Annotated in this window: 19 protein-coding genes; 10 read left to right on the forward strand and 9 right to left on the reverse strand. The window is 38.9% G+C overall.

All coding sequences use genetic code 11. The features are described 5' to 3' along the window. Window positions 1-173 precede the first annotated feature (173 nt). The 5 genes from aqpZ to PQO01_RS00455 form a co-directional block, all read right to left on the reverse strand. Window positions 174-863 (reverse strand): aquaporin Z, encoded by a 690-nt coding sequence (gene aqpZ, locus PQO01_RS00435; RefSeq protein WP_274312073.1) that lies wholly within the window; start codon window positions 861-863, stop codon window positions 174-176. Window positions 864-964: 101 nt separating this feature from the next. Continuing rightward, on the reverse strand, window positions 965-1,771 hold the full coding sequence (locus tag PQO01_RS00440; protein WP_274312074.1) for a class I SAM-dependent methyltransferase: 807 nt from the start codon (window positions 1,769-1,771) through the stop codon (window positions 965-967). Continuing rightward, window positions 1,758-3,830, reverse strand: a complete 2,073-nt coding sequence (locus PQO01_RS00445; RefSeq protein ID WP_274312075.1) for a serine/threonine protein kinase — start codon at window positions 3,828-3,830, stop codon at window positions 1,758-1,760. The genes PQO01_RS00440 and PQO01_RS00445 overlap by 14 nt, the downstream gene beginning before the upstream one ends. A 146-nt stretch (window positions 3,831-3,976) precedes the next feature. Further along, window positions 3,977-5,125 (reverse strand): glycosyltransferase family 4 protein, encoded by a 1,149-nt coding sequence (locus PQO01_RS00450; protein WP_274312076.1) that lies wholly within the window; start codon window positions 5,123-5,125, stop codon window positions 3,977-3,979. Continuing rightward, window positions 5,122-5,925, reverse strand: coding sequence for a lipopolysaccharide kinase InaA family protein (locus PQO01_RS00455; RefSeq protein ID WP_274312077.1), 804 nt, complete (start codon window positions 5,923-5,925; stop codon window positions 5,122-5,124). Before PQO01_RS00455 ends, PQO01_RS00450 begins: the two co-directional genes overlap by 4 nt. A gap of 208 nt (window positions 5,926-6,133) precedes the next feature. Here PQO01_RS00455 and gnd point away from each other — a divergent pair, with 208 nt between their 5' ends. Further along, window positions 6,134-7,582: a decarboxylating NADP(+)-dependent phosphogluconate dehydrogenase gene (gene gnd, locus PQO01_RS00460; RefSeq protein WP_274312078.1), complete on the forward strand. Its 1,449-nt coding sequence runs from the start codon at window positions 6,134-6,136 to the stop codon at window positions 7,580-7,582. 75 nt (window positions 7,583-7,657) lie between these two features. Here gnd and PQO01_RS00465 read toward each other — a convergent pair whose 3' ends face one another. Then, window positions 7,658-8,536 (reverse strand): SGNH/GDSL hydrolase family protein, encoded by an 879-nt coding sequence (locus tag PQO01_RS00465; protein WP_274312079.1) that lies wholly within the window; start codon window positions 8,534-8,536, stop codon window positions 7,658-7,660. 155 nt (window positions 8,537-8,691) lie between these two features. On the opposite strand from PQO01_RS00465, the gene PQO01_RS00470 reads away from it, so the two are divergent. Further along, window positions 8,692-9,069 (forward strand): DoxX-like family protein, encoded by a 378-nt coding sequence (locus tag PQO01_RS00470; RefSeq protein ID WP_274312080.1) that lies wholly within the window; start codon window positions 8,692-8,694, stop codon window positions 9,067-9,069. A gap of 1 nt (window position 9,070) precedes the next feature. Here PQO01_RS00470 and PQO01_RS00475 read toward each other — a convergent pair whose 3' ends face one another. Then, window positions 9,071-10,234, reverse strand: coding sequence for a THUMP domain-containing class I SAM-dependent RNA methyltransferase (locus PQO01_RS00475; protein ID WP_274312081.1), 1,164 nt, complete (start codon window positions 10,232-10,234; stop codon window positions 9,071-9,073). Window positions 10,235-10,387: 153 nt separating this feature from the next. On the opposite strand from PQO01_RS00475, the gene PQO01_RS00480 reads away from it, so the two are divergent. The 4 genes from PQO01_RS00480 to PQO01_RS00495 all read left to right on the forward strand — a co-directional run bounded on the left by PQO01_RS00480 (window position 10,388) and on the right by PQO01_RS00495 (window position 13,355). Next, entirely contained in the window at window positions 10,388-10,921 is a 534-nt protein-coding gene (locus PQO01_RS00480; RefSeq protein ID WP_274312082.1) for a 3'-5' exonuclease, read from the forward strand. 174 nt (window positions 10,922-11,095) lie between these two features. Beyond that, complete coding sequence (locus PQO01_RS00485) at window positions 11,096-12,088, forward strand: glycoside hydrolase family 5 protein (RefSeq protein ID WP_274312083.1); 993 nt, start codon at window positions 11,096-11,098, stop codon at window positions 12,086-12,088. A 96-nt stretch (window positions 12,089-12,184) separates the two neighbouring features. Then, the gene (locus PQO01_RS00490; protein ID WP_274312084.1) at window positions 12,185-13,102 is read left to right on the forward strand and encodes a mechanosensitive ion channel family protein; all 918 of its coding nucleotides are present in this window, start codon (window positions 12,185-12,187) and stop codon (window positions 13,100-13,102) included. Beyond that, window positions 13,080-13,355, forward strand: a complete 276-nt coding sequence (locus tag PQO01_RS00495; protein WP_274312085.1) for a YhbY family RNA-binding protein — start codon at window positions 13,080-13,082, stop codon at window positions 13,353-13,355. The genes PQO01_RS00490 and PQO01_RS00495 overlap by 23 nt, the downstream gene beginning before the upstream one ends. On the opposite strand, the gene PQO01_RS00500 is transcribed toward PQO01_RS00495, so the two are convergent. Together PQO01_RS00500 and PQO01_RS00505 are read right to left on the reverse strand one after the other, a co-directional pair. Then, window positions 13,352-13,861, reverse strand: coding sequence for a hypothetical protein (locus tag PQO01_RS00500; protein ID WP_274312086.1), 510 nt, complete (start codon window positions 13,859-13,861; stop codon window positions 13,352-13,354). The two genes, PQO01_RS00495 and PQO01_RS00500, sit on opposite strands and share 4 nt — an antisense overlap. After that, entirely contained in the window at window positions 13,858-14,556 is a 699-nt protein-coding gene (locus PQO01_RS00505) for a hypothetical protein (protein ID WP_274312087.1), read from the reverse strand. Before PQO01_RS00505 ends, PQO01_RS00500 begins: the two co-directional genes overlap by 4 nt. Before the next feature lie 122 nt (window positions 14,557-14,678). On the opposite strand from PQO01_RS00505, the gene carA reads away from it, so the two are divergent. From carA to PQO01_RS00520, 4 genes are all read left to right on the forward strand, one after another. After that, complete coding sequence (carA, locus tag PQO01_RS00510; protein ID WP_274312088.1) at window positions 14,679-15,839, forward strand: glutamine-hydrolyzing carbamoyl-phosphate synthase small subunit; 1,161 nt, start codon at window positions 14,679-14,681, stop codon at window positions 15,837-15,839. 85 nt (window positions 15,840-15,924) lie between these two features. Continuing rightward, window positions 15,925-16,143, forward strand: a complete 219-nt coding sequence (locus tag PQO01_RS00515) for a maltose acetyltransferase domain-containing protein (protein WP_274312089.1) — start codon at window positions 15,925-15,927, stop codon at window positions 16,141-16,143. 200 nt (window positions 16,144-16,343) lie between these two features. Continuing rightward, window positions 16,344-16,469: an LbetaH domain-containing protein gene (locus tag PQO01_RS21565; protein ID WP_420792905.1), complete on the forward strand. Its 126-nt coding sequence runs from the start codon at window positions 16,344-16,346 to the stop codon at window positions 16,467-16,469. Window positions 16,470-16,664: 195 nt separating this feature from the next. After that, window positions 16,665-17,831, forward strand: coding sequence for a hypothetical protein (locus PQO01_RS00520; RefSeq protein WP_274312090.1), 1,167 nt, complete (start codon window positions 16,665-16,667; stop codon window positions 17,829-17,831). The last annotated feature ends 1 nt before the right edge of the window (window position 17,832 follow it).

Genomic DNA, 17,832 nt, shown 5'->3' on the forward strand with positions numbered 1-17,832 from the left:
TAATCCTCTTAAACCACACAATTTATAAATTCACCACCCCATAAATTACAACTGTGTTAACAGGGATACAAACGACTTTCAATTATATCGTACGCAATCTCATTCTTTTTAAATTTAAGACAAAAAAAGAGTAGCTATTTTCAGCTACTCTCTATTAAAACAAAGTAATTTAATTACTTATTATCTTTCTGGATAAAGCCATATATAAGAGCTCCTAAGACTGCTCCGATTATTGGTGCTACCCAAAACACCCATAGTTGAGATACAGCCCAATCTCCTACAAAAACTGCAACACCAGTGCTTCTAGCTGGATTCACCGAAGTATTGCTTACTGGAATACTAATTAAATGAATCAAAGTTAAACCTAAGCCAATTGCTATCGGCGCAAAACCCTTGGGAGCTCGCTCATCTGTTGCACCCATAATAATAAACAAGAACATCATCGTCATAACAATCTCACAAACTACAACAGCGACAAGGCTATATTGCCCTGGAGAGTGCTCTCCAAAACCATTTGAAGCGAAGCCTGCTGATAGTTCAAAACCAACCTTGCCACTCGCTATTAAGTAGAGTGCACCAGCACCTAAAACACCGCCGATAACTTGAGATACAATATATGGCAATAGTTCCTTTGATGAAAACCGTCCTCCTACGCACAAACCTATTGAGACTGCAGGATTTAAATGACAACCCGATATATGCCCAATTGCAAAGGCCATAGTTAATACTGTTAAACCAAAAGCTAGAGAAACTCCTACTAGACCTATACCTACTTCAGGAAAAGCCGCAGCTAAAACCGCACTACCACAACCGCCCAAGATAAGCCAAAATGTACCAACTAATTCTGCAATATATTTATTCATAATCCATCCTACTTTTATTTATCAAAGACGACTATATGTATTCTCTGTAGAAATAGTTAATGAAACACAAAAAATTAATAGGATTTTAACTAAAAGAAAAACTAGTCATTAAGTGTGGCGATATAAGTCACAACAAAGGGCACTTTCTTAATCTGAGGGTACATCTCTCGCCAAACTGTGCTGTCATAAGGCATAGATAAAAGAAGTTCATCCTCACTTTTGAATTCCAGATCTAAAGGTTTCAATTCCAAGACTCGTTCTATCTTAAAACCCGCTTCAATCAACCAATTTATATAAGTAGACAAGGGATACTGTCGAGTGCGTACAAAGCTTTCTTCATCTTCTGTAAATCGCACTTCACGTGGAGGTTCAAAATAATCGCTAAGAAACATCCCTTCTTCAAAATCATCTAATTGAATCCATTCACCTGCAAAGACAGGATGACCTGTTGTGATATGTAAGCGACCACCCGGAGATAAGATCTTAGCACATTTTTCTATGACAGCTTTCTGGTTTTCAGCAAAGGGAAATGCCCATGTACTATGAATAAAATCCCACTGCCCTAAATCTGAAGGATTAATATCATCCAAATCCAACTGTTGAAAGTCAAGCGTCAGTCCTGCCTCTTCGGCCATCTGTTTTCCATGAGCCAATTGCTCTTCAGAAATATCTGTCACTAAACATTTGGCACCTTGAGAAGCTAGATAAATAGAATTTTGGCCTGCACCTGCACCAAGCTCTAAACACCTTAAGCCATTGAGCTTTTCAGGTAATGCATTAACTGTGCTATCGCCAGGCAATAAGGGACCATAATGGAAATCATTTATTGATATTCGCGTTACTAACTGATACTCTTTTGAAGTCTCTTCCCAGTATTGTTTACTGCCGTTAAGCTCATTTTTTTCCACGTCTGGACACACTTTTTTTAAATTTCTCTTCTAGAGATTCAACTCTCTTTTTATTACTCTCGTAGAGCGACGTATTTTTATACTTTTGCTTGAGTGCAAGGATCTGAGCAATAGCAGAGCCCACTTCATTACGCTGCCAACTACTTTTGGCTTCTTGTAAATAATTCTCTAGGTCAAACTTTGCCATTCTTTTGGCTTCTTCTATCAAGAAGATTTCGAACTCAGAAACTTCTTCATTTTCATTCAAAGCACATGTTTGAAAGTTTCTAAACCAAAACAATAAGCTCAAGGCATCTTCTCTTGGTGACTGAGAACTGATAGACAATAAACTTTCTAGGCTCTTCAAATCAAAAGTACTTAGACTCAAACTTTTCAATTCACCACCCACAAGCCCCATAAGTATATCATTCTTTATAGAGCGCACTACAACTTCATCTTTGCCGTGCTTAATAACTAAGCCCATCAAAGAGACACCACCATCAACTAAGGAGTTTCTAACTTCACTCGATTTGATGATTATCTTCGACATTTGTTCTGACCACATGGGGTCATAAGCTTCACTATTTTTCAAGAATTCTAAAAGCTCTACACTGGATTTTTTCCCTAAGTAGAATCGCAAAATATCTCGTCTCATACTATCTCTTTCACTCTGTAAAGCCAAATTCCCTAAGTCTTGGTTCCCTAGGCTTGTATCTGAGTTTTCAAGCCCATCTCCTTCTTCCTTAGCTAGTTCTGATTCTTCACTAAAAAACTCATTTTGGCGACGTTCTCTAATCAAAATTTCTAAAACAGCTTCACGCCATTCTAGACATTCTTCTGCTTGGGGAGAACTAGGATATTTACTAAGGAATGATTCTATCTTTTTAAACAAACCGAAGGCTTCTACTGAGCTGATACTTTTATCCATAGATTGTGATAAAATAGTAAACTCACTTAGGCGTTTTTTATCGCCTTTATCAATTTTAATTGTTTTATCAACGGACTTATCGCTATTAAAAACAATTATCCCCACTAACAAAAGGACTGTTATCAAAGCCGTCAAAATCTGTAAACGCAAACTCTTTTTACGTTGCTGATTCCTTTTCTCGGTGAAACTAAAGCGTTTTTTAAAGATACGTGTAGAAAAGTTAGACGTTGTTGTCATATCATCCACATAGCGTCTTAAGAGACGTAAATCTTTAGCTAAATCACCAAAACTCATATAACGATCATCGGGATGTTTTGACATCATTTTGTCGATTACTGTCGCTAAATCTTTGGGCACGGAAGGATTCAAATCCTTAATGGTCGTAGCTTCATCTTCTAGGTGCTTCTTATTCACTTCTTTAATATTGCCATCAAAGGGTGCTTGCCCCGTCAAAGCTTCATATGCCGTCACACCCAAGGCATAAATATCTGCACGAGTATCTGTTTTTAAATTTAGAATCTGCTCAGGACTCGAGTATTTATAATCTCCATCTGAAAATCTTGATCTTGATCCCGCAAGCCCTATGTCGGAAATTTTAATTTGCCCTTTTGAGTCGATTAAAATATTTTCTGGCTTCACTGATAAATGTGGTAAGCCTTCGGAAGTCCAGGCATAATCTAGTGCATGGGCAATTTGAGATAATAAACGGATCGTCATATTCACTGGCAATTTGCCACGATCATCTATAAGTTGCCTTAAGTTCTGACCAAAAACATACTCTACTACTAAGTAATAGTAACCACTCTCTTCGTTTACAGAATAGGCTTGCACAATATTGGGATGATTTAAACGGGCAGCTACACGAGCTTCTTTAAAAAACTCAAGGATATGCTCTGAATGCTCTGCCATATCATTATCTAAAACTTTTAATGCTACGTCACGTACCAGAGTCTCTTGATAGGCTTTGTAAACCTCTCCCATACGACCTGAGCCAATGTGTTCTGAAACACAAAAATCGCCAATTATGTAACCTGGCTCAAAAGCTTTTGGCACCTTGAGAACCGTTCCACATGAACCACATTGAACTGCTTCCCCTGGCTTGCCATCATCTACTGAAACTGATTGTCCACAAGAAGTACATTTAAAACGCAAAACAACACCAATAATTTTTTTCAAATAATAATTTATAATTGAATAGACCTTTACTAGAAAGCAATTCGTCAAGATTGCTTTCATCGACTTCAAAAGAAGCTATAAGTCGTAAAAAACGCATTTTCTAAATTTAAAGACTCTATTGATTAACTGAAGGACCGAAAAACTTTCTCCATGTGACTGAAGTTTTTTTCATGAGTCAAGGGCTCTACCCTTTGACGCGCCTTCTCTCCGAGTACCTTTCTGTGATCCGTATCAAACAAACGCTCCATAGCAAATTCAAACTCATCTAAAGAATCTGGCCTGGTAATAACATAACCATTTTCACCTGAGTCAATCATCTCAGATGCTCCGTTGAAAGAAGTACTTATCACTGGCACTCCCGCCGCCATAGCCTCTAGCACAACTAAAGAACAAGGATCATACCACGTGGGCTGTAAATAGACATCCGAAGCCTGATAAACTAATTCCGGATTATCAACAGCCCCAAGAAATAGGAAGTAGCTCTCTAATCCCTTGGATTTTATTAATGCCTCATAAGCTTTCTTTTTCCCCTTACCCGCGACAACAACCAAGAAATTATCTTTCTTTTTGTGAAGGTGTTCTACCACCGAAATAATTTCTCGTAAGCCTTTAAGCTTAAAGTTGTGAGCCACTAAAGAGAAAATTATTTTATCTTCATCCAAGGAAAGTTGTTTTTTCGCTGCTTTCTTCTCTAAATCACTTGAAGGCTGAAATCGCTCAACATCCACTCCGTTATACACTAACTCTATTTGAGAATCATCGATATGATAAAACTCCTTCATGTGACTTTTTACCATTTCGCTAATGGCGATGAACTTAACATTTTTATCTGTAAAAATATCTCTTTCGATTTTCGCCGCCATTATATGCTTAGGGCTAATGGAATTTGATAAGCCTTTTAAGATTTGGTGTATGGGGCCCGTCAATAAACGATTCTGTTTGTGACTCGCTTTCGTGACTCCTCCATGGGGTTGGTACACATTAACTGCAGCACTGACGCCCGTTCCCATCACTACATCATACGAGCCTAACTTCACTCTCTTTTTAACCTGACTTAAAAAACTCCACCATTGAACCCAACGCATGGCTTTAGCTAGAGGCGAAAGCTTTATAATTTCAACACTCATCCGATCGTCAATCACATTCGTATCATGTGTGAAAAAGCTAACTTCATGACCCCGCTCAATAAGAAACTCAGCAAAGTCTCTCATATAAACCTGTTGTCCGCCGTAACGAGGGTTAAAGTGCTCAATAACAAAAGCAATCTTCACAATAAATACTCACCGTGCTTACTCTTCATGCGTTCCACACGTTGCATAACATGTTGCAAGAGTTTTTTATCCGAACTCGAAAGTTTTTTCGCACCCCTGTATGCCTTAAAAAAACGCATTTTATCACTCTGTGATACTGAGTCAGGAAAAGAGTAAAAGAGCTGACCTAAATCTTTCACAATCCATCGGCGTCTGAATTTATTGCGTTTTTGAACTCTCTGTAAGTCAATCAAAGAGAATAAATTCTTGTCTCCTGAAACATCTACAAAGATGTGACATAGATAAAAATCTCTATGATTGTAACCCTTTGAATGAAACTCCTTGGCAAAAACTCCTAATTGTGACCAGAAATCTTTTCTCTTCTGATCTAACAATTTGTGATCTCGCAAAAAATGATCACCTTGCACCCCTTTAACTTCTTTAGAGATGTAAAAGGAAACGGCTTCCCCACCGATCTTTCCTATTCCATAGGCCATTGGCACAGGGACATTTATATGGTCTTTGTGTAAAGCTTGTGTATTATCCCACTCAGTAATTGCTTCAAAATGTGGGCCAGATTTTCTAGTAGGCGAAGACTTTTTCCAATGACGTTTTAGGTAAATCATTTCATCTTCAAACTGTACCGAAACAGTCAAGCGACCGGGAACTTCTCGCATTGCAGTAAGGCCTTTACAAAAGAAAAAATCTTTAAAACTCAACAAGCCCACGCCAATTAATTTTTCTCTGTAATCGCGATTGACTTCAAATTTCTCAATTTCAAGCACACCACGCTGAAACGCGTCCGGGGGAGCTAAAGCCATTTATAAACCTACAATTTTAATTTAGAGTCTAAAATAACTGTAAGGGGCATTCTTACAACAACAATTTTGAAGAACTTTTTCGCCTATTTGTTGCATGTAACATTAACAGAGTGGCATAATTGCTTGTGCGTATATAGACTAAAAACAAACTAAGGCTATAGTCGAGAATCAACTGAAACAATAATATTGAATAAATTAGGAAAATCGTATGTCTCAAGCAGATATCGGTCTTATTGGTCTCGCCGTAATGGGCCAAAACCTAGTCATGAACATGAATGACCATGGTTATACTGTAGCTGTCTACAACCGCACAACTTCGAAAGTAGATGATTTCATGAATGGCGCTGCAAAAGGCAGTAATGTTATCGGCACTCATTCTGTAGAAGAATTTGTTAGCCAACTAAAAACGCCAAGACGCGTTATGCTCATGGTAAAAGCAGGCGAAGTCGTTGATAAGTTCATCAACACAATCGTCCCACACCTCGAAGCAGGCGACATTATCATTGATGGCGGAAACTCACTCTATACTGATTCAAACCGTCGTGTTGAAGAACTCGCGGCTAAAGGCCTTCGCTATATTGGCGCTGGTGTTTCTGGTGGCGAAGAAGGCGCTAGATTCGGCCCCTCAATCATGCCTGGTGGCGATCCCGAAGCATGGCCTGCAGTTAAAAATATCTTCCAAGATATTTCAGCAAAAGTTGACGGCGGCGAAGCTTGCTGTGACTGGGTAGGTAAAGGTGGCGCTGGTCACTATGTGAAAATGGTTCACAATGGCATCGAATACGGTGACATGCAACTTATCTGCGAAGCTTATCAACTCCTCAAGAATGCTGGTTTCTCCAACGATGAAATGCACGAGATTTTCAAGAAGTGGAATACAGGAGTTCTCGATTCTTTCTTAACTGAGATCACAACTGATATCCTTGGCTACAAACAAGAAGATGGTACTCACTTAGTTGACTCAATCTTAGACACTGCTGGTCAAAAAGGTACTGGTAAATGGACTGGTATTAATGCTCTTGACCTTGGCATGCCTTTGACACTTATTGCTGAATCAGTATTCGCTCGCTGCGTTTCTGCACTCAAAGATCAACGTGTTGAAGCTTCTAAAGTTCTCACTGGCCCGAATATTAAATTCACTGGCGACAAAGAAGCTTTCGTAAACGACGTTGAACAAGCTCTTTATGCTTCAAAAATCATTTCATACGCTCAAGGTTACATGCTCCTCAAAGAAGCTTCTGAAACCTATAAGTGGGATCTTGACTTTGGTGCTATCGCTCTCATGTGGCGTGGAGGTTGCATTATCCGTTCTGTTTTCTTGGGTAACATCAAGGATGCTTTCCAAGCAGATCCAAACCTTGAAAACCTACTTCTCAATGACTTCTTCAAAGATGCTATCCACACAGCCCAAGAAGGTTGGAGACGCACAGTTATCAAGGGTATTGAACTTGGCGTTCCTACACCTTGTTTCTCAACAGCATTAGCTTTCTACGATAGCTACCGCTCAGAAGTCCTTCCTGCTAACTTGCTCCAAGCTCAACGTGACTACTTCGGTGCTCACACTTATGAGCGTTTAGACAAGCCACGCGGTGAATTTTTCCACACCAACTGGACTGGTAAAGGTGGCGACGTTTCTTCTACAACTTACGACGTTTAAGAACTAAGCACCTCGCTTAAATAAAAAACCTCAGTGAAATCACTGAGGTTTTTTTGTACCAACTTTCGCTAGTGTTCAAGTAATAACATCAATCTCTTTCAATAACTCTGCCACACGTAATTCAGTCTCAGAAATTGAATCTGTTTTGAACACCTTAGCTCTCTCATAACCCACATACTTGAGCCAACCTCTGGATCGCAATTGGCGACGTTTCTCAACTAACTTGTAAAGTGGTGTTTTTTTAAGTTCAGTTAACTTTCCTCGCGACAATACGTCATGATTAAAGTTCAAATTTTTTAAAATAACTTGGGCTATAAATAAGTGCCCTTCCAAAGAGGGATGGATACCATCCTTACTGAAACAAAAATTTTTATTTTCTTTGCGCTGATCGCTAACATAAGTTGCCATAATTGAGTTGAGGTTTACACAAGTCACATTTTCTGGCGTCGCCGTACTCGTCCACTCTGAAAAAGCTGCCAAAGTTTCTTGGTATGCCTTGTATGGTGCTCGATAACTAAAATCTGCCGCTTCCGCATCTTGTAATAAGTTTGGTATTGCATGATCCTGAAAAAGTGGTGGAGTTATCAGGATGACTTCAGCCCCCACATTTTGACACTTCTTAACTAGCTCCAACATACCTTTCTTGTAAGCATCAAAGATATCTTTATTCAGTGGGTGATATATGCCATCATTCATACCATAACAAACAAAGACGACTTCAGGCTTAATTTTGCCTAAAGCACTACCCAAACGTTCATGTATACATGGGCGTGGAAAGGGGTGGTCATTTTCAGATAAACCTGAAGCTGTTTCTGAATTCAGCCCCAAACTGTAAAAATCAAAATTTTGCTCAGGTTTTTGCTTACGAAGAGCATACTCGATAAAACCGACATATTGCCCATCGTGAGTAATGCTATCGCCTAAAAATAAAACTCGCTTGTTACTTAGATCCATGTAATTACTTTCACTTCAAATTGAATAATAAAATGCAAAACAATCCCTGCTTAGATAAAAATCAAACTTTAGGCCCTAACAAATACCTGTAATGACGAAAAGGAAGTTTTCTTTTAAATGATTTTAGGATACAATTGAAACTAAAAGGCTTTATTATGACTGATCAATCAACTCAAAAAATATCTCGCTATAGTTTAGCTGCCATTTTTTTCTATCATGGTCTCGTTCCCAAATTACTCTTTAAAAGTGAGCAAGAAGTTTTAATGAACAATGCTTTTCTTCCTTTCATGGAGAAAGACTTTGCACTTACCTCTTCGGGGATAGCCGAAATCATCTACGCCTTAGCTTTAGTCATATTTTCTACGAACAAAAAACTTTTGTATCCTGCTATGGCCTTTAGCATACTCGCCACTCTTGCAATAATTATCCAACTACCGCAATTAATGACCCATGCGTTTAACCCTTTCTCAATTAATCTAGCCGTTTTTTCATTGGCCTTAATCGACCTAAAAAGCTTAGATCACAGCAAATAACTTAGGTCCATTTATTGCCGCGATACATCTCAAACTTACATAAGCGTCCGTCTAAGCCACCATTACTTAAAGGGAATTTTCGCGAAGGTCGCAAACCAATTTTCAAGATTAGTTTACGTTCGCCAAAATAAACCCATGCATTACTTCCAGAACATTTCTGCTTGAGGAAATCACCTATTTCACCTGTAAAAGATTCGACATCCTCATTTTTCATGAGGCGCATACCATACGGAGGATTTGTAATGATTGTACAAGGCTCAAGTTCCTCTAAGTCTTGAAAGCGACTTTGCGTGATTTTTATTTTGTCACCACCTGGTAGGTAGGATAAGTTCAGCATACTTGCTCTCACTGCCTCTGAATCCATATCAGAACCAGAAATCAAACCTTCCTTAGGGATTTTTATACGCGCATCAGCTTTTGCTTTAACCTCATCCCATATACCCTGATCAAAATCAGGCATATTTTCAAAACCAAAACGTTTCTTCAAATAACCAGAAGGAATTTTTGCTGCATACATAAGAGCTTCTGCTAAAATTGTGCCGGATCCACACATTGGGTCATATAGAGGAGTTTTGCCATCCCACTCAGAGGCACGAATAAAAGCCGCCCCTAAACTTTCCATCAAAGGCGCTTCAACTGAATCCTGGCGATAACCACGTTTGTGATGTGAACCACCTGAAAGGTCTAGAGCAATTGTCGCTTTATTTTTATTAATAAATAGATTGAGCCATATATCAGGATTTTTAGGATCTATATCGGGGCGCTCGCCACGTTTTTCACGTAAGCGGTCACAAATCGCATCTTTCATTTTTTGAGAAGCAAACTTCGAGTGATTAATTTTGCTGTTACCAACATTTGCAAAGATCGCAAATGTTTGGCCCGGCTGAATAATCTCTTCCCATTTCATTGTTTTAACACGCTGATAAAGCATATCTTCCGAGAGTGCATCAAAACGATGTAGTGGCGCCAAGAAACGCGAAAATAAACGTGAGCAATAGACGATTTTAAAGAGCGTTACCATGTCAGCATGAAAATGCATCCCTCGATAATCCTGTTGAATCTCTTGTGCGCCCAACTCTTTTAATTCATCTACACCAAGCTTTTTGGCTTCTTCAGAGATTTGTCCGTAAAACAAACCTGTTTTATGATATCTAAATTCTGTCATTTAAAATTTCCTAATTATTTTTGACAAAGTAATGCCAAAGTGCTTTTCGTCTCGTCCCCGCCTATTTTTCGTTAAAAATAAATCCCTATTCTACAAAGACTTTTGACTTCTCTTGTTCACGTTTTAAGATCTTAAAAACAAAAGTGAGCCAAAATGCTAGAATTCACCGCTATAGATTTTGAGACTGTACCTGGGGAACACGGCCCCATTGCAGCAGAGATCGGCCTAGTAGTTTTTAATGAATCTGGCGAAATCCTCCATTACTTCGAAGCTTCTGCTCCAGTCAATGACCTCTATGCAGCTTCAGCTCATTGCTGCGAATCAATAGTCTCGACCTGGCCAAAAATTAAACAGCACTTACAAAACAAGATTATCCTTGGCCATAATATTGGCTATGACTATGCCATCTTAAAAAAATGCTTCCCAGCTCTAACTATTGAACGCTCCATCGATAGCCTGCAAATTAGCCGCCAAGTTTACAGTAATACTTTTAGCGATTACAGCTTAACTTCCCTGTTAGAATGCCTTGATCTCAACAAGCAATTAGAAAAACTGCAAGTGAACGACCATTTCATTCCCCACCGTGCTTTATACGATGCCATGGGCTGTGCGCTTTTATGCCTTCATTTACTCAACAAGCCTAAAGGCCGGGAACTTATTTTCCCCCAGCAACAATCATTATTCTGAATATCGCAAGCCCTACAAAAATATTAGGTATTAATACACACTCTAGAACAAGTAAGAATGGCTGTTAACTCTACTGCATTCTACACAATTCCAAATAAATAAAAGAGCTCTCCTGTAAACTTTAGGCCCTCGCGTGCTATTAATAAGAATAAACAATAATCAATCCTTCAATTTATGAAAAACATTTTCTTTATCTTCTGTTGCTTCGCAGCTCTTGGCCTATACGCACAAACGCCATTTCAAAAATACGGTAAACTCCAATTAAAGGGCACTCAACTCTGTAGTAGTAAACAAGTGCCTATCCAATTAAAAGGCATGAGTACTCATGGTCTTCAATGGCATGGTTGGGGCAGTTTCCTAGGCGAAAAAAATCTAGATGTTTTAGCATATCAGTGGCAAGCAGACATTCTTCGTATTGCTATGTATTACGATGAAGGTGGCTACAAAACCAATCCAAAGAAATTCACCAAAATGCTTGATCAAGTAGTCGAAGAGACCCACAAACGTGGCATGTATAGCATTATTGATTGGCATATTTTAAAACCAGGCGATCCGTGGAACCGCATTGATGAAGCCAAAAAATTCTTTGCCTATATGTCCAAAAAACACAGCTCAAAAGGAACTGTTTTATACGAAATATGTAATGAGCCTAATGGTAAAGGGGTGGATTGGCCTCGAATAAAATCTTATGCCGAGCAAATCATTCCCATTATTAGAAAAAATGATCCTGATGGCATTATTTTAATTGGAACACCTGCCTGGGCTTCCTTAGGTATATCTGAAGGGAAAGTAGCGACTGACATTATAAGCAATGGCCTAAATCAAAAAAACTCACACAATGTCATGTTCAGCTTCCACTTCTATGCCGCGTCGCATAAGGACTTATACCGTAAAGAATTTAAAAAATTCTTAGGAAAAATCCCTTTGTTCATTACTGAATGGGGCAGTCAAGAAGCCTCCGGTGAAGGCAGGAATGATTGGCAGAGCGTTATGGAGTGGCATAAGATTCTCAATGAGTATAAAATCAGCTGGTGCAATTGGAATTACTCATCAGGTCATCGCTCAAGTGCGGTTTGGAAAAGCAACGTTAGCATCAATGGTCCTTTTGATGATTCACAACTCAAAGAATCTGGGCTCAAAGTGAAAGAACTTATCCGAGCTAAATGACCCATCTTCCTTAGCCTGTCAAAGATCCTCCCATTACGGTTTTTCGATTGTTATTAACACTTTATAGTAAAACAAATAACAAGAAAAGACATAATTATGGTACCACTCCCTAGCAATCCATCTCAACAACTCGAAAAAGGTCTTGAGATTTTTGACAGTTCTATAATATGGCTAATTATTGGCGCCATCGGAATTATCACTGCATCTATCTTATTTGCTTACATAGTCAATCGCACCTTAATTAAACGACTTGCTAAACAAATGAAGATGGACCGTGGCATTGAATTCGCCGTCCAAAAAGTAACTCAATATGTGGTAGTTGGTATAGGTGTTTATACGGCCTTTGCCTTTGTCGGACTTCCCGTGAGTGCTTTTGCAGGTGTTTTTGCCTTACTTTCTGTTGGTATTGGTTTCGGCTTGCAAAATATTACCGCCAATTTCATCAGTGGCATTATCTTACTCATTGAACGGCCTATAAAAGTCGGAGACCGCTTAACCGTTGGAGAAGTCTGGGGCGATGTTTCACGTATCAATTTACGTACTACTATAATTCAAACTCCTGACAACATGTCAATCATTGTCCCTAACTCAAAAATTCTTGATGATCAAATCATCAACTGGACTTTTGGCGATCATCGCATCCGAATTAAAATCCCTGTTGGCGTGGCTTATGGATCCGACATTCGCCTTGTAGAAAAAGCCTTGGGAGAAGCGGCTGAAAAACACAACCTTATCCTCAAAAAACCTAGCCCCCAAGTCTGGCTAAATGAATTTGCCGACTCTTCGCTTAACTTTGAGCTCCTCGTTTGGATAGAAAAAGCCACGGAAAGAGATCAAATTATAAGTGATGTCAATAAAATTATTTATAAGCTCTTTATAGACTACAATATTGAGATACCTTTCCCACAACGCGATCTAAACATTAAACAAAATGATCTCTTAAACATCAATCAAAGTCCCGACACTACCATCTCGGAACAACAGGAACAAAATGAAAAAAATAAGTGGCAGTGAAGCTCGTGCCCTACGAGCGCGCGGATCCAAACTCGAAGCAAGTGCAGTAATCGGTAAACGAGGACTCACAGAAGAAAACCTAAAAATCATTACTGAGGCCTTCCTAAAACAAGATTTGGTCAAAATTACTATTAGAAAGAAAGCTTTCGAGAACCCTAAGGAAGAAGCCATGAAAATTGCGGAGCAATTCGGAGCTACTATTGTACAACAATTAGGCAGTGCATTATTACTTTTTAAATCTTCAGAAGATTAAAGCTTTAACTCCGCACTCGAAGACACTTCTTCAGATTCTAGCTCCATTGGCGCTATAGCATAAACTATCTTTGCCTTAGCTAGGCTCTTTGGCACTTCAAAAAGAAGTCTTACACCAGCCCCTTCTTTAACCGTCCTAGAGCCTGACAAAGCAGGCTTAGGCTCTGACTTCCAACGCAATGATAATTTACTTGGAACATGGAACTCCCAGTTAATTTCATTAAAAGCTTCTGTATTAGAACCTATCAACTTACATTTATAGTCTTTAGCTCCTGCCTTTAAGACATAATCATATTTACCCAGACTACGACCTTCGCTTAAAATAAAGTTAAGAACAATAAATTTGTTGCCTTTCTCTGGTCTCAAGGTACTTGATTCACCAGAGCGCTCTATGACTTTTATTGATTCAGGCTTATTAATTTTAATAATATAACCTTCACGAAACACACTCTGACCTTGTACTAATAAGGCAGAAAAAACACATACGAAAACTAAATATAACTTCATTTATCAACACTCAATATTTTTTTCTGATGGGACTCAGCTTCAATTAATAAACCTTCAAGAACCTCCATAGGTTCCGTATCAACTTCCCAATCTCTGACAATAGAGAAATACATGGCATAATCCCCTCCGTCAACTCCTACGTCTTTCCATCGGGCAATTCTTCGCTTCAAAACATCTGTATATTCTTTGTCATCGGATGATACAATCAGTACTGCGGAACCAGAAATTGATAAATAGAGCTGATCTATTGTTTCGGATCTCTGCGCCACATCCTTAATATCCACCTGATCATTCAGAGTGACAACGAAAACTTCTAAATCACGTTCACCTGGAAAGCTATAAAATAATTGATAAATCACACCTGGGACCTGCTTACCAGGTAAAGTCGACATCAACCATCGTTTATACTTCACGAATGGCCGTCTTGATATCATTGTCACTTCTTTATCATCACTAAAGACAAAATAGCCGGCATCCAAAGCTTTTTCACGCTCCTCATCAGTAATGACTTGGTTGAGAATATACAAATCAATATCTTGGCGTGGTTTTTTGATCATAGTTTCATCTAAGTGTCCCACAAGAGCTACAAACTTAAATTCCGTCTTTTCCAGTTCAATTTCTCCTATTGCACACGAACTTAAAAAAGCGCATCCAAGCACTAAATAGATGAACCTTTTTATACATTTCATTTTCATAAACTTCATCCCATAAAGAAGATATTATTTTAACTCATAAAGGAGCTATAAAAGCAACTGGAAAAAACATGACTTGCGTTTAGATTCCCAACAATTAATAGAAAAATAAGGTAACATATTCAATGAGTCAAAGCTGGAATTGGAAAGTTCAAAGAGAAAAGCAAGCCTTTCTCGCTCTTGAAGACGGAACGATCTTCAGAGCTTACTCAATCGGAGCAGATAAAAACTGCTTGGGCGAAACTGTATTTAACACCGGAATGACTGGCTATCAGGAAATCCTCTCCGACCCATCCTACGCTGGTCAGTTTATTTGTATGACTTACCCTGAAATGGGTAATTATGGTACGACTCCAATAGACATGGAAGCACGAAAAACATTTTCCAATGGCTTAATCATACACAATAACAATGATGATAGCAACTGGAGAAGCGATAGTTCTTTGAGTCAATTCCTCAAAGATAATGGCATCCCTGCTCTCGCTGGCGTCGACACACGTGCCCTCACCTTAAAACTCCGTACTGATGGTGCAATGAAAAGTTACATTTGTTATGACGGATCAGTTAGTGAAGAAGAGGCCGTTGAACTTGCAAAGAACTGGAGTGGCTTAGAGGGACAAGACTACGCTGCAAAGGTAAGCTGCGACACTACTTTCGAATGGGATCCAGATGACTCTATTTCTTCTTCTTGGGGAACTGGGGCAGAGCTTCCAGAAGCTAAACACTCTTTAGTTGCCTATGACTTTGGTATTAAATGGAACATCTTGCGTGGCCTAAGGCGTAGTGGTTTTAAAGTAACCGTTGTACCTGCAAAAACTCCTGCTAGCGAAGTTATTGCCATGAACCCTGATGCTGTTTTCTTTTCTAATGGCCCTGCTGACCCCAAAGCCGTTACTTATGCAGTTGATGCTGCAAAAGAACTCATTGGTAAATACCCCATCATGGGCATCTGCCTTGGTCACCAAATCTTAGGCTTAGCCACTGGCGCAGACACCTACAAATTGAAATTTGGTCACCATGGCTGTAACCACCCCGTAAAAAACCTCCTCAAGGGTACAATCGAAATCAGTTCACAGAACCACAACTTTGCCATTGACCCCGATTCTGTTAATGACGACCTCATCGAAGTTACCCATATCAACTTAAATGATGATACAGTAGCTGGAATTCGTCACAAATCAGAAAAAATGTTTGCGGTTCAATACCACCCTGAAGCGGCTCCAGGACCTCATGACCCCTACTATTTATTCGAACAGTTCTACAAAATGGTAGAAGAAAGCAAATAATTTAAGTTTCACTTATAAAAATAGCTCTCCATTTGGAGAGCTATTTTTTTATCTATATATCCAAATTTAAACAGGAAAATGACTAATGAACAAAGAATTTGATAGCTCATTACCAAAACTCCTGAAACTAATCACTCGAGCCCGAAGCTTAAGCAATCAATACAATCAATTAGCTGCTGATAATAAAGATAAACTACACGAGATACTAACAGAGCTTTTGGGCAGCGTAACTGACGACAGTTATATAGACATCCCTTTTTATTGCGATTATGGCAAAAACATCCACATCGGAAAAAATGTTTAAATTGTACCTTTATCGACAATGACAAAATCACCATAGGTGATAACACACTTATCGCTTCTTCTGTAAACATCAGCACTGGCTTCCACCCTATCCCAGCTAAGTAGTGCGTTTTTCAAAGTGAAGATATAAGTAGTAAGTATAGAACGTTTAAGAAGCCTGTTACCATCGGAAAGAATTGCTGGATTGGAGCAAATGTAACAATTATCCCTGGAATAAATATTGGTGATAATACCACCATAGGTGCAGGTAGCGTTGTCGTAAAAGACATCCCAAGCAACTGTGTTGCCGTTGGCAACCCATGTAACGCGATTCGAAGCCTAGATTAAGCTACACCAAAGCTCTTATCATTACTTATGAGTCTCAGATCACACACTACACGAAGCAAGATAACGACCCGTCAACAACTATTCTGAGTATCCATGTCATGGATAGAATCAACCATGACTGTTGATATTCAGTAATTTAAGTGAAATCCTTTTGTTTTTATAAGCACCGCGATATATTGAGCAAAAGGATTTTTTATGCGCTTATTGTTTCTACTCATTTTCCCAATCAGCCTCTTTGCAGAAGTGGTTCTTACTTCGCAAAAAACACGACTCTACGCAATTAATGGCACAGTTTTAAAAAGTCTTGAAAAAGACCTTCGACTTGAAGTAGATTTATACGCTCGCGATAAAAAATATTATCAAATAAAGAACACCCAAAACCTAATCCTCGTTGCTGATACTATTGGTTTTGAGCAAATGCTTAATAATTCTGAAAAAAAGAAACTGAGTTTAGAGAATGCGTTCAATAGTCGTCAAAGAGAGCTTTTACGCATCAAATCTGAGTTAAAAACAATGGAAATTCAGATCCTAGAGACCCAACGTGACACCGCTCTCTCTTACCAATCAAGCTACCGCAGTGGCGGACGATACACCTACTCTTATACTCGGCTCATCTCAACAACAAAAGCCCGTAAAGTTATTGAGACCCTAAATGAAGAAAAAGAAAAACTTAAACTCGAACAAAATAAAATTTTTCGAGAGTCGATGAATATCAGTGCAGCACTCGGAGAAAACCAAGTCTATATAGAGAGGTTGAGCAAACTATTTACTGGCGCCGACAAAAACCATAACAAGTATATCATCACAAAAAAAGATGCCCCTGTATTCCTAGGAAGCCAAACCTTTACCCACCTCAAATTAGGTGAACTTGTGACAGCACGAGCTCATCCGAAGCATAGAAATTTCCACCAAGTCATTATCAATAAGAAAATCTACACTATTGCCTCTACTGACTTAGCAAATTTAAATGGACTCAAAATCGACTACAACAAGCGCATCACATCAAACTTGAGTGGCATCGAATTTCAAAAAAGGATTGTTGATGACTTGCAGACTTCTACCATTCTCCTGCAATCCATCATGCGGCAATTAACTGTCGACAAAGCTATTTCTGGTTATGTGAAAGTAAAAAACATGAGGGTACAGATCGACCCCAATACAGTACTCATCATCAATAACCAAAATGGAGATTCTGTTTACGTCCACAGTAATCGTGCGAAGAATGTCATTGAAGACTGGAGCTTAAGTCTAGCTGACAAAAAGCTTAAACTCAAAATCGCCGAAGCCAACTTACTGGAACGCCAAAAATTTAATGTGGATTTACGCCAAGAACAATCAGATGTCTTAGCACTACTGCAATAAA

The sequence above is a fragment of the Lentisphaera marina genome, from assembly GCF_028745505.1.
In the GTDB taxonomy this organism is placed as follows: Bacteria; Verrucomicrobiota; Lentisphaeria; order Lentisphaerales; family Lentisphaeraceae; genus Lentisphaera; species Lentisphaera marina.

Bases quoted from the DNA above. Each gene is read 5' to 3' on its own strand.
- PQO01_RS00485 (WP_274312083.1), top strand. From the start codon at position 11,096: ATGAAAAACATTTTCTTTATCTTCTGTTGCTTCGCAGCTCTTGGCCTA.
- gnd (WP_274312078.1), top strand. From the start codon at position 6,134: ATGTCTCAAGCAGATATCGGTCTTATTGGTCTCGCCGTAATGGGCCAA.
- PQO01_RS00495 (WP_274312085.1), top strand. From the start codon at position 13,080: ATGAAAAAAATAAGTGGCAGTGAAGCTCGTGCCCTACGAGCGCGCGGA.
- PQO01_RS00500 (WP_274312086.1), bottom strand. From the start codon at position 13,861: ATGAAGTTATATTTAGTTTTCGTATGTGTTTTTTCTGCCTTATTAGTA.
- PQO01_RS00520 (WP_274312090.1), top strand. From the start codon at position 16,665: ATGCGCTTATTGTTTCTACTCATTTTCCCAATCAGCCTCTTTGCAGAA.
- PQO01_RS00490 (WP_274312084.1), top strand. From the start codon at position 12,185: ATGGTACCACTCCCTAGCAATCCATCTCAACAACTCGAAAAAGGTCTT.
- PQO01_RS00455 (WP_274312077.1), bottom strand. From the start codon at position 5,925: ATGGCTTTAGCTCCCCCGGACGCGTTTCAGCGTGGTGTGCTTGAAATT.
- PQO01_RS00470 (WP_274312080.1), top strand. From the start codon at position 8,692: ATGACTGATCAATCAACTCAAAAAATATCTCGCTATAGTTTAGCTGCC.
- carA (WP_274312088.1), top strand. From the start codon at position 14,679: ATGAGTCAAAGCTGGAATTGGAAAGTTCAAAGAGAAAAGCAAGCCTTT.
- PQO01_RS00515 (WP_274312089.1), top strand. From the start codon at position 15,925: ATGAACAAAGAATTTGATAGCTCATTACCAAAACTCCTGAAACTAATC.
- aqpZ (WP_274312073.1), bottom strand. From the start codon at position 863: ATGAATAAATATATTGCAGAATTAGTTGGTACATTTTGGCTTATCTTG.
- PQO01_RS00475 (WP_274312081.1), bottom strand. From the start codon at position 10,234: ATGACAGAATTTAGATATCATAAAACAGGTTTGTTTTACGGACAAATC.
- PQO01_RS00505 (WP_274312087.1), bottom strand. From the start codon at position 14,556: ATGAAAATGAAATGTATAAAAAGGTTCATCTATTTAGTGCTTGGATGC.
- PQO01_RS00480 (WP_274312082.1), top strand. From the start codon at position 10,388: ATGCTAGAATTCACCGCTATAGATTTTGAGACTGTACCTGGGGAACAC.
- PQO01_RS00465 (WP_274312079.1), bottom strand. From the start codon at position 8,536: ATGGATCTAAGTAACAAGCGAGTTTTATTTTTAGGCGATAGCATTACT.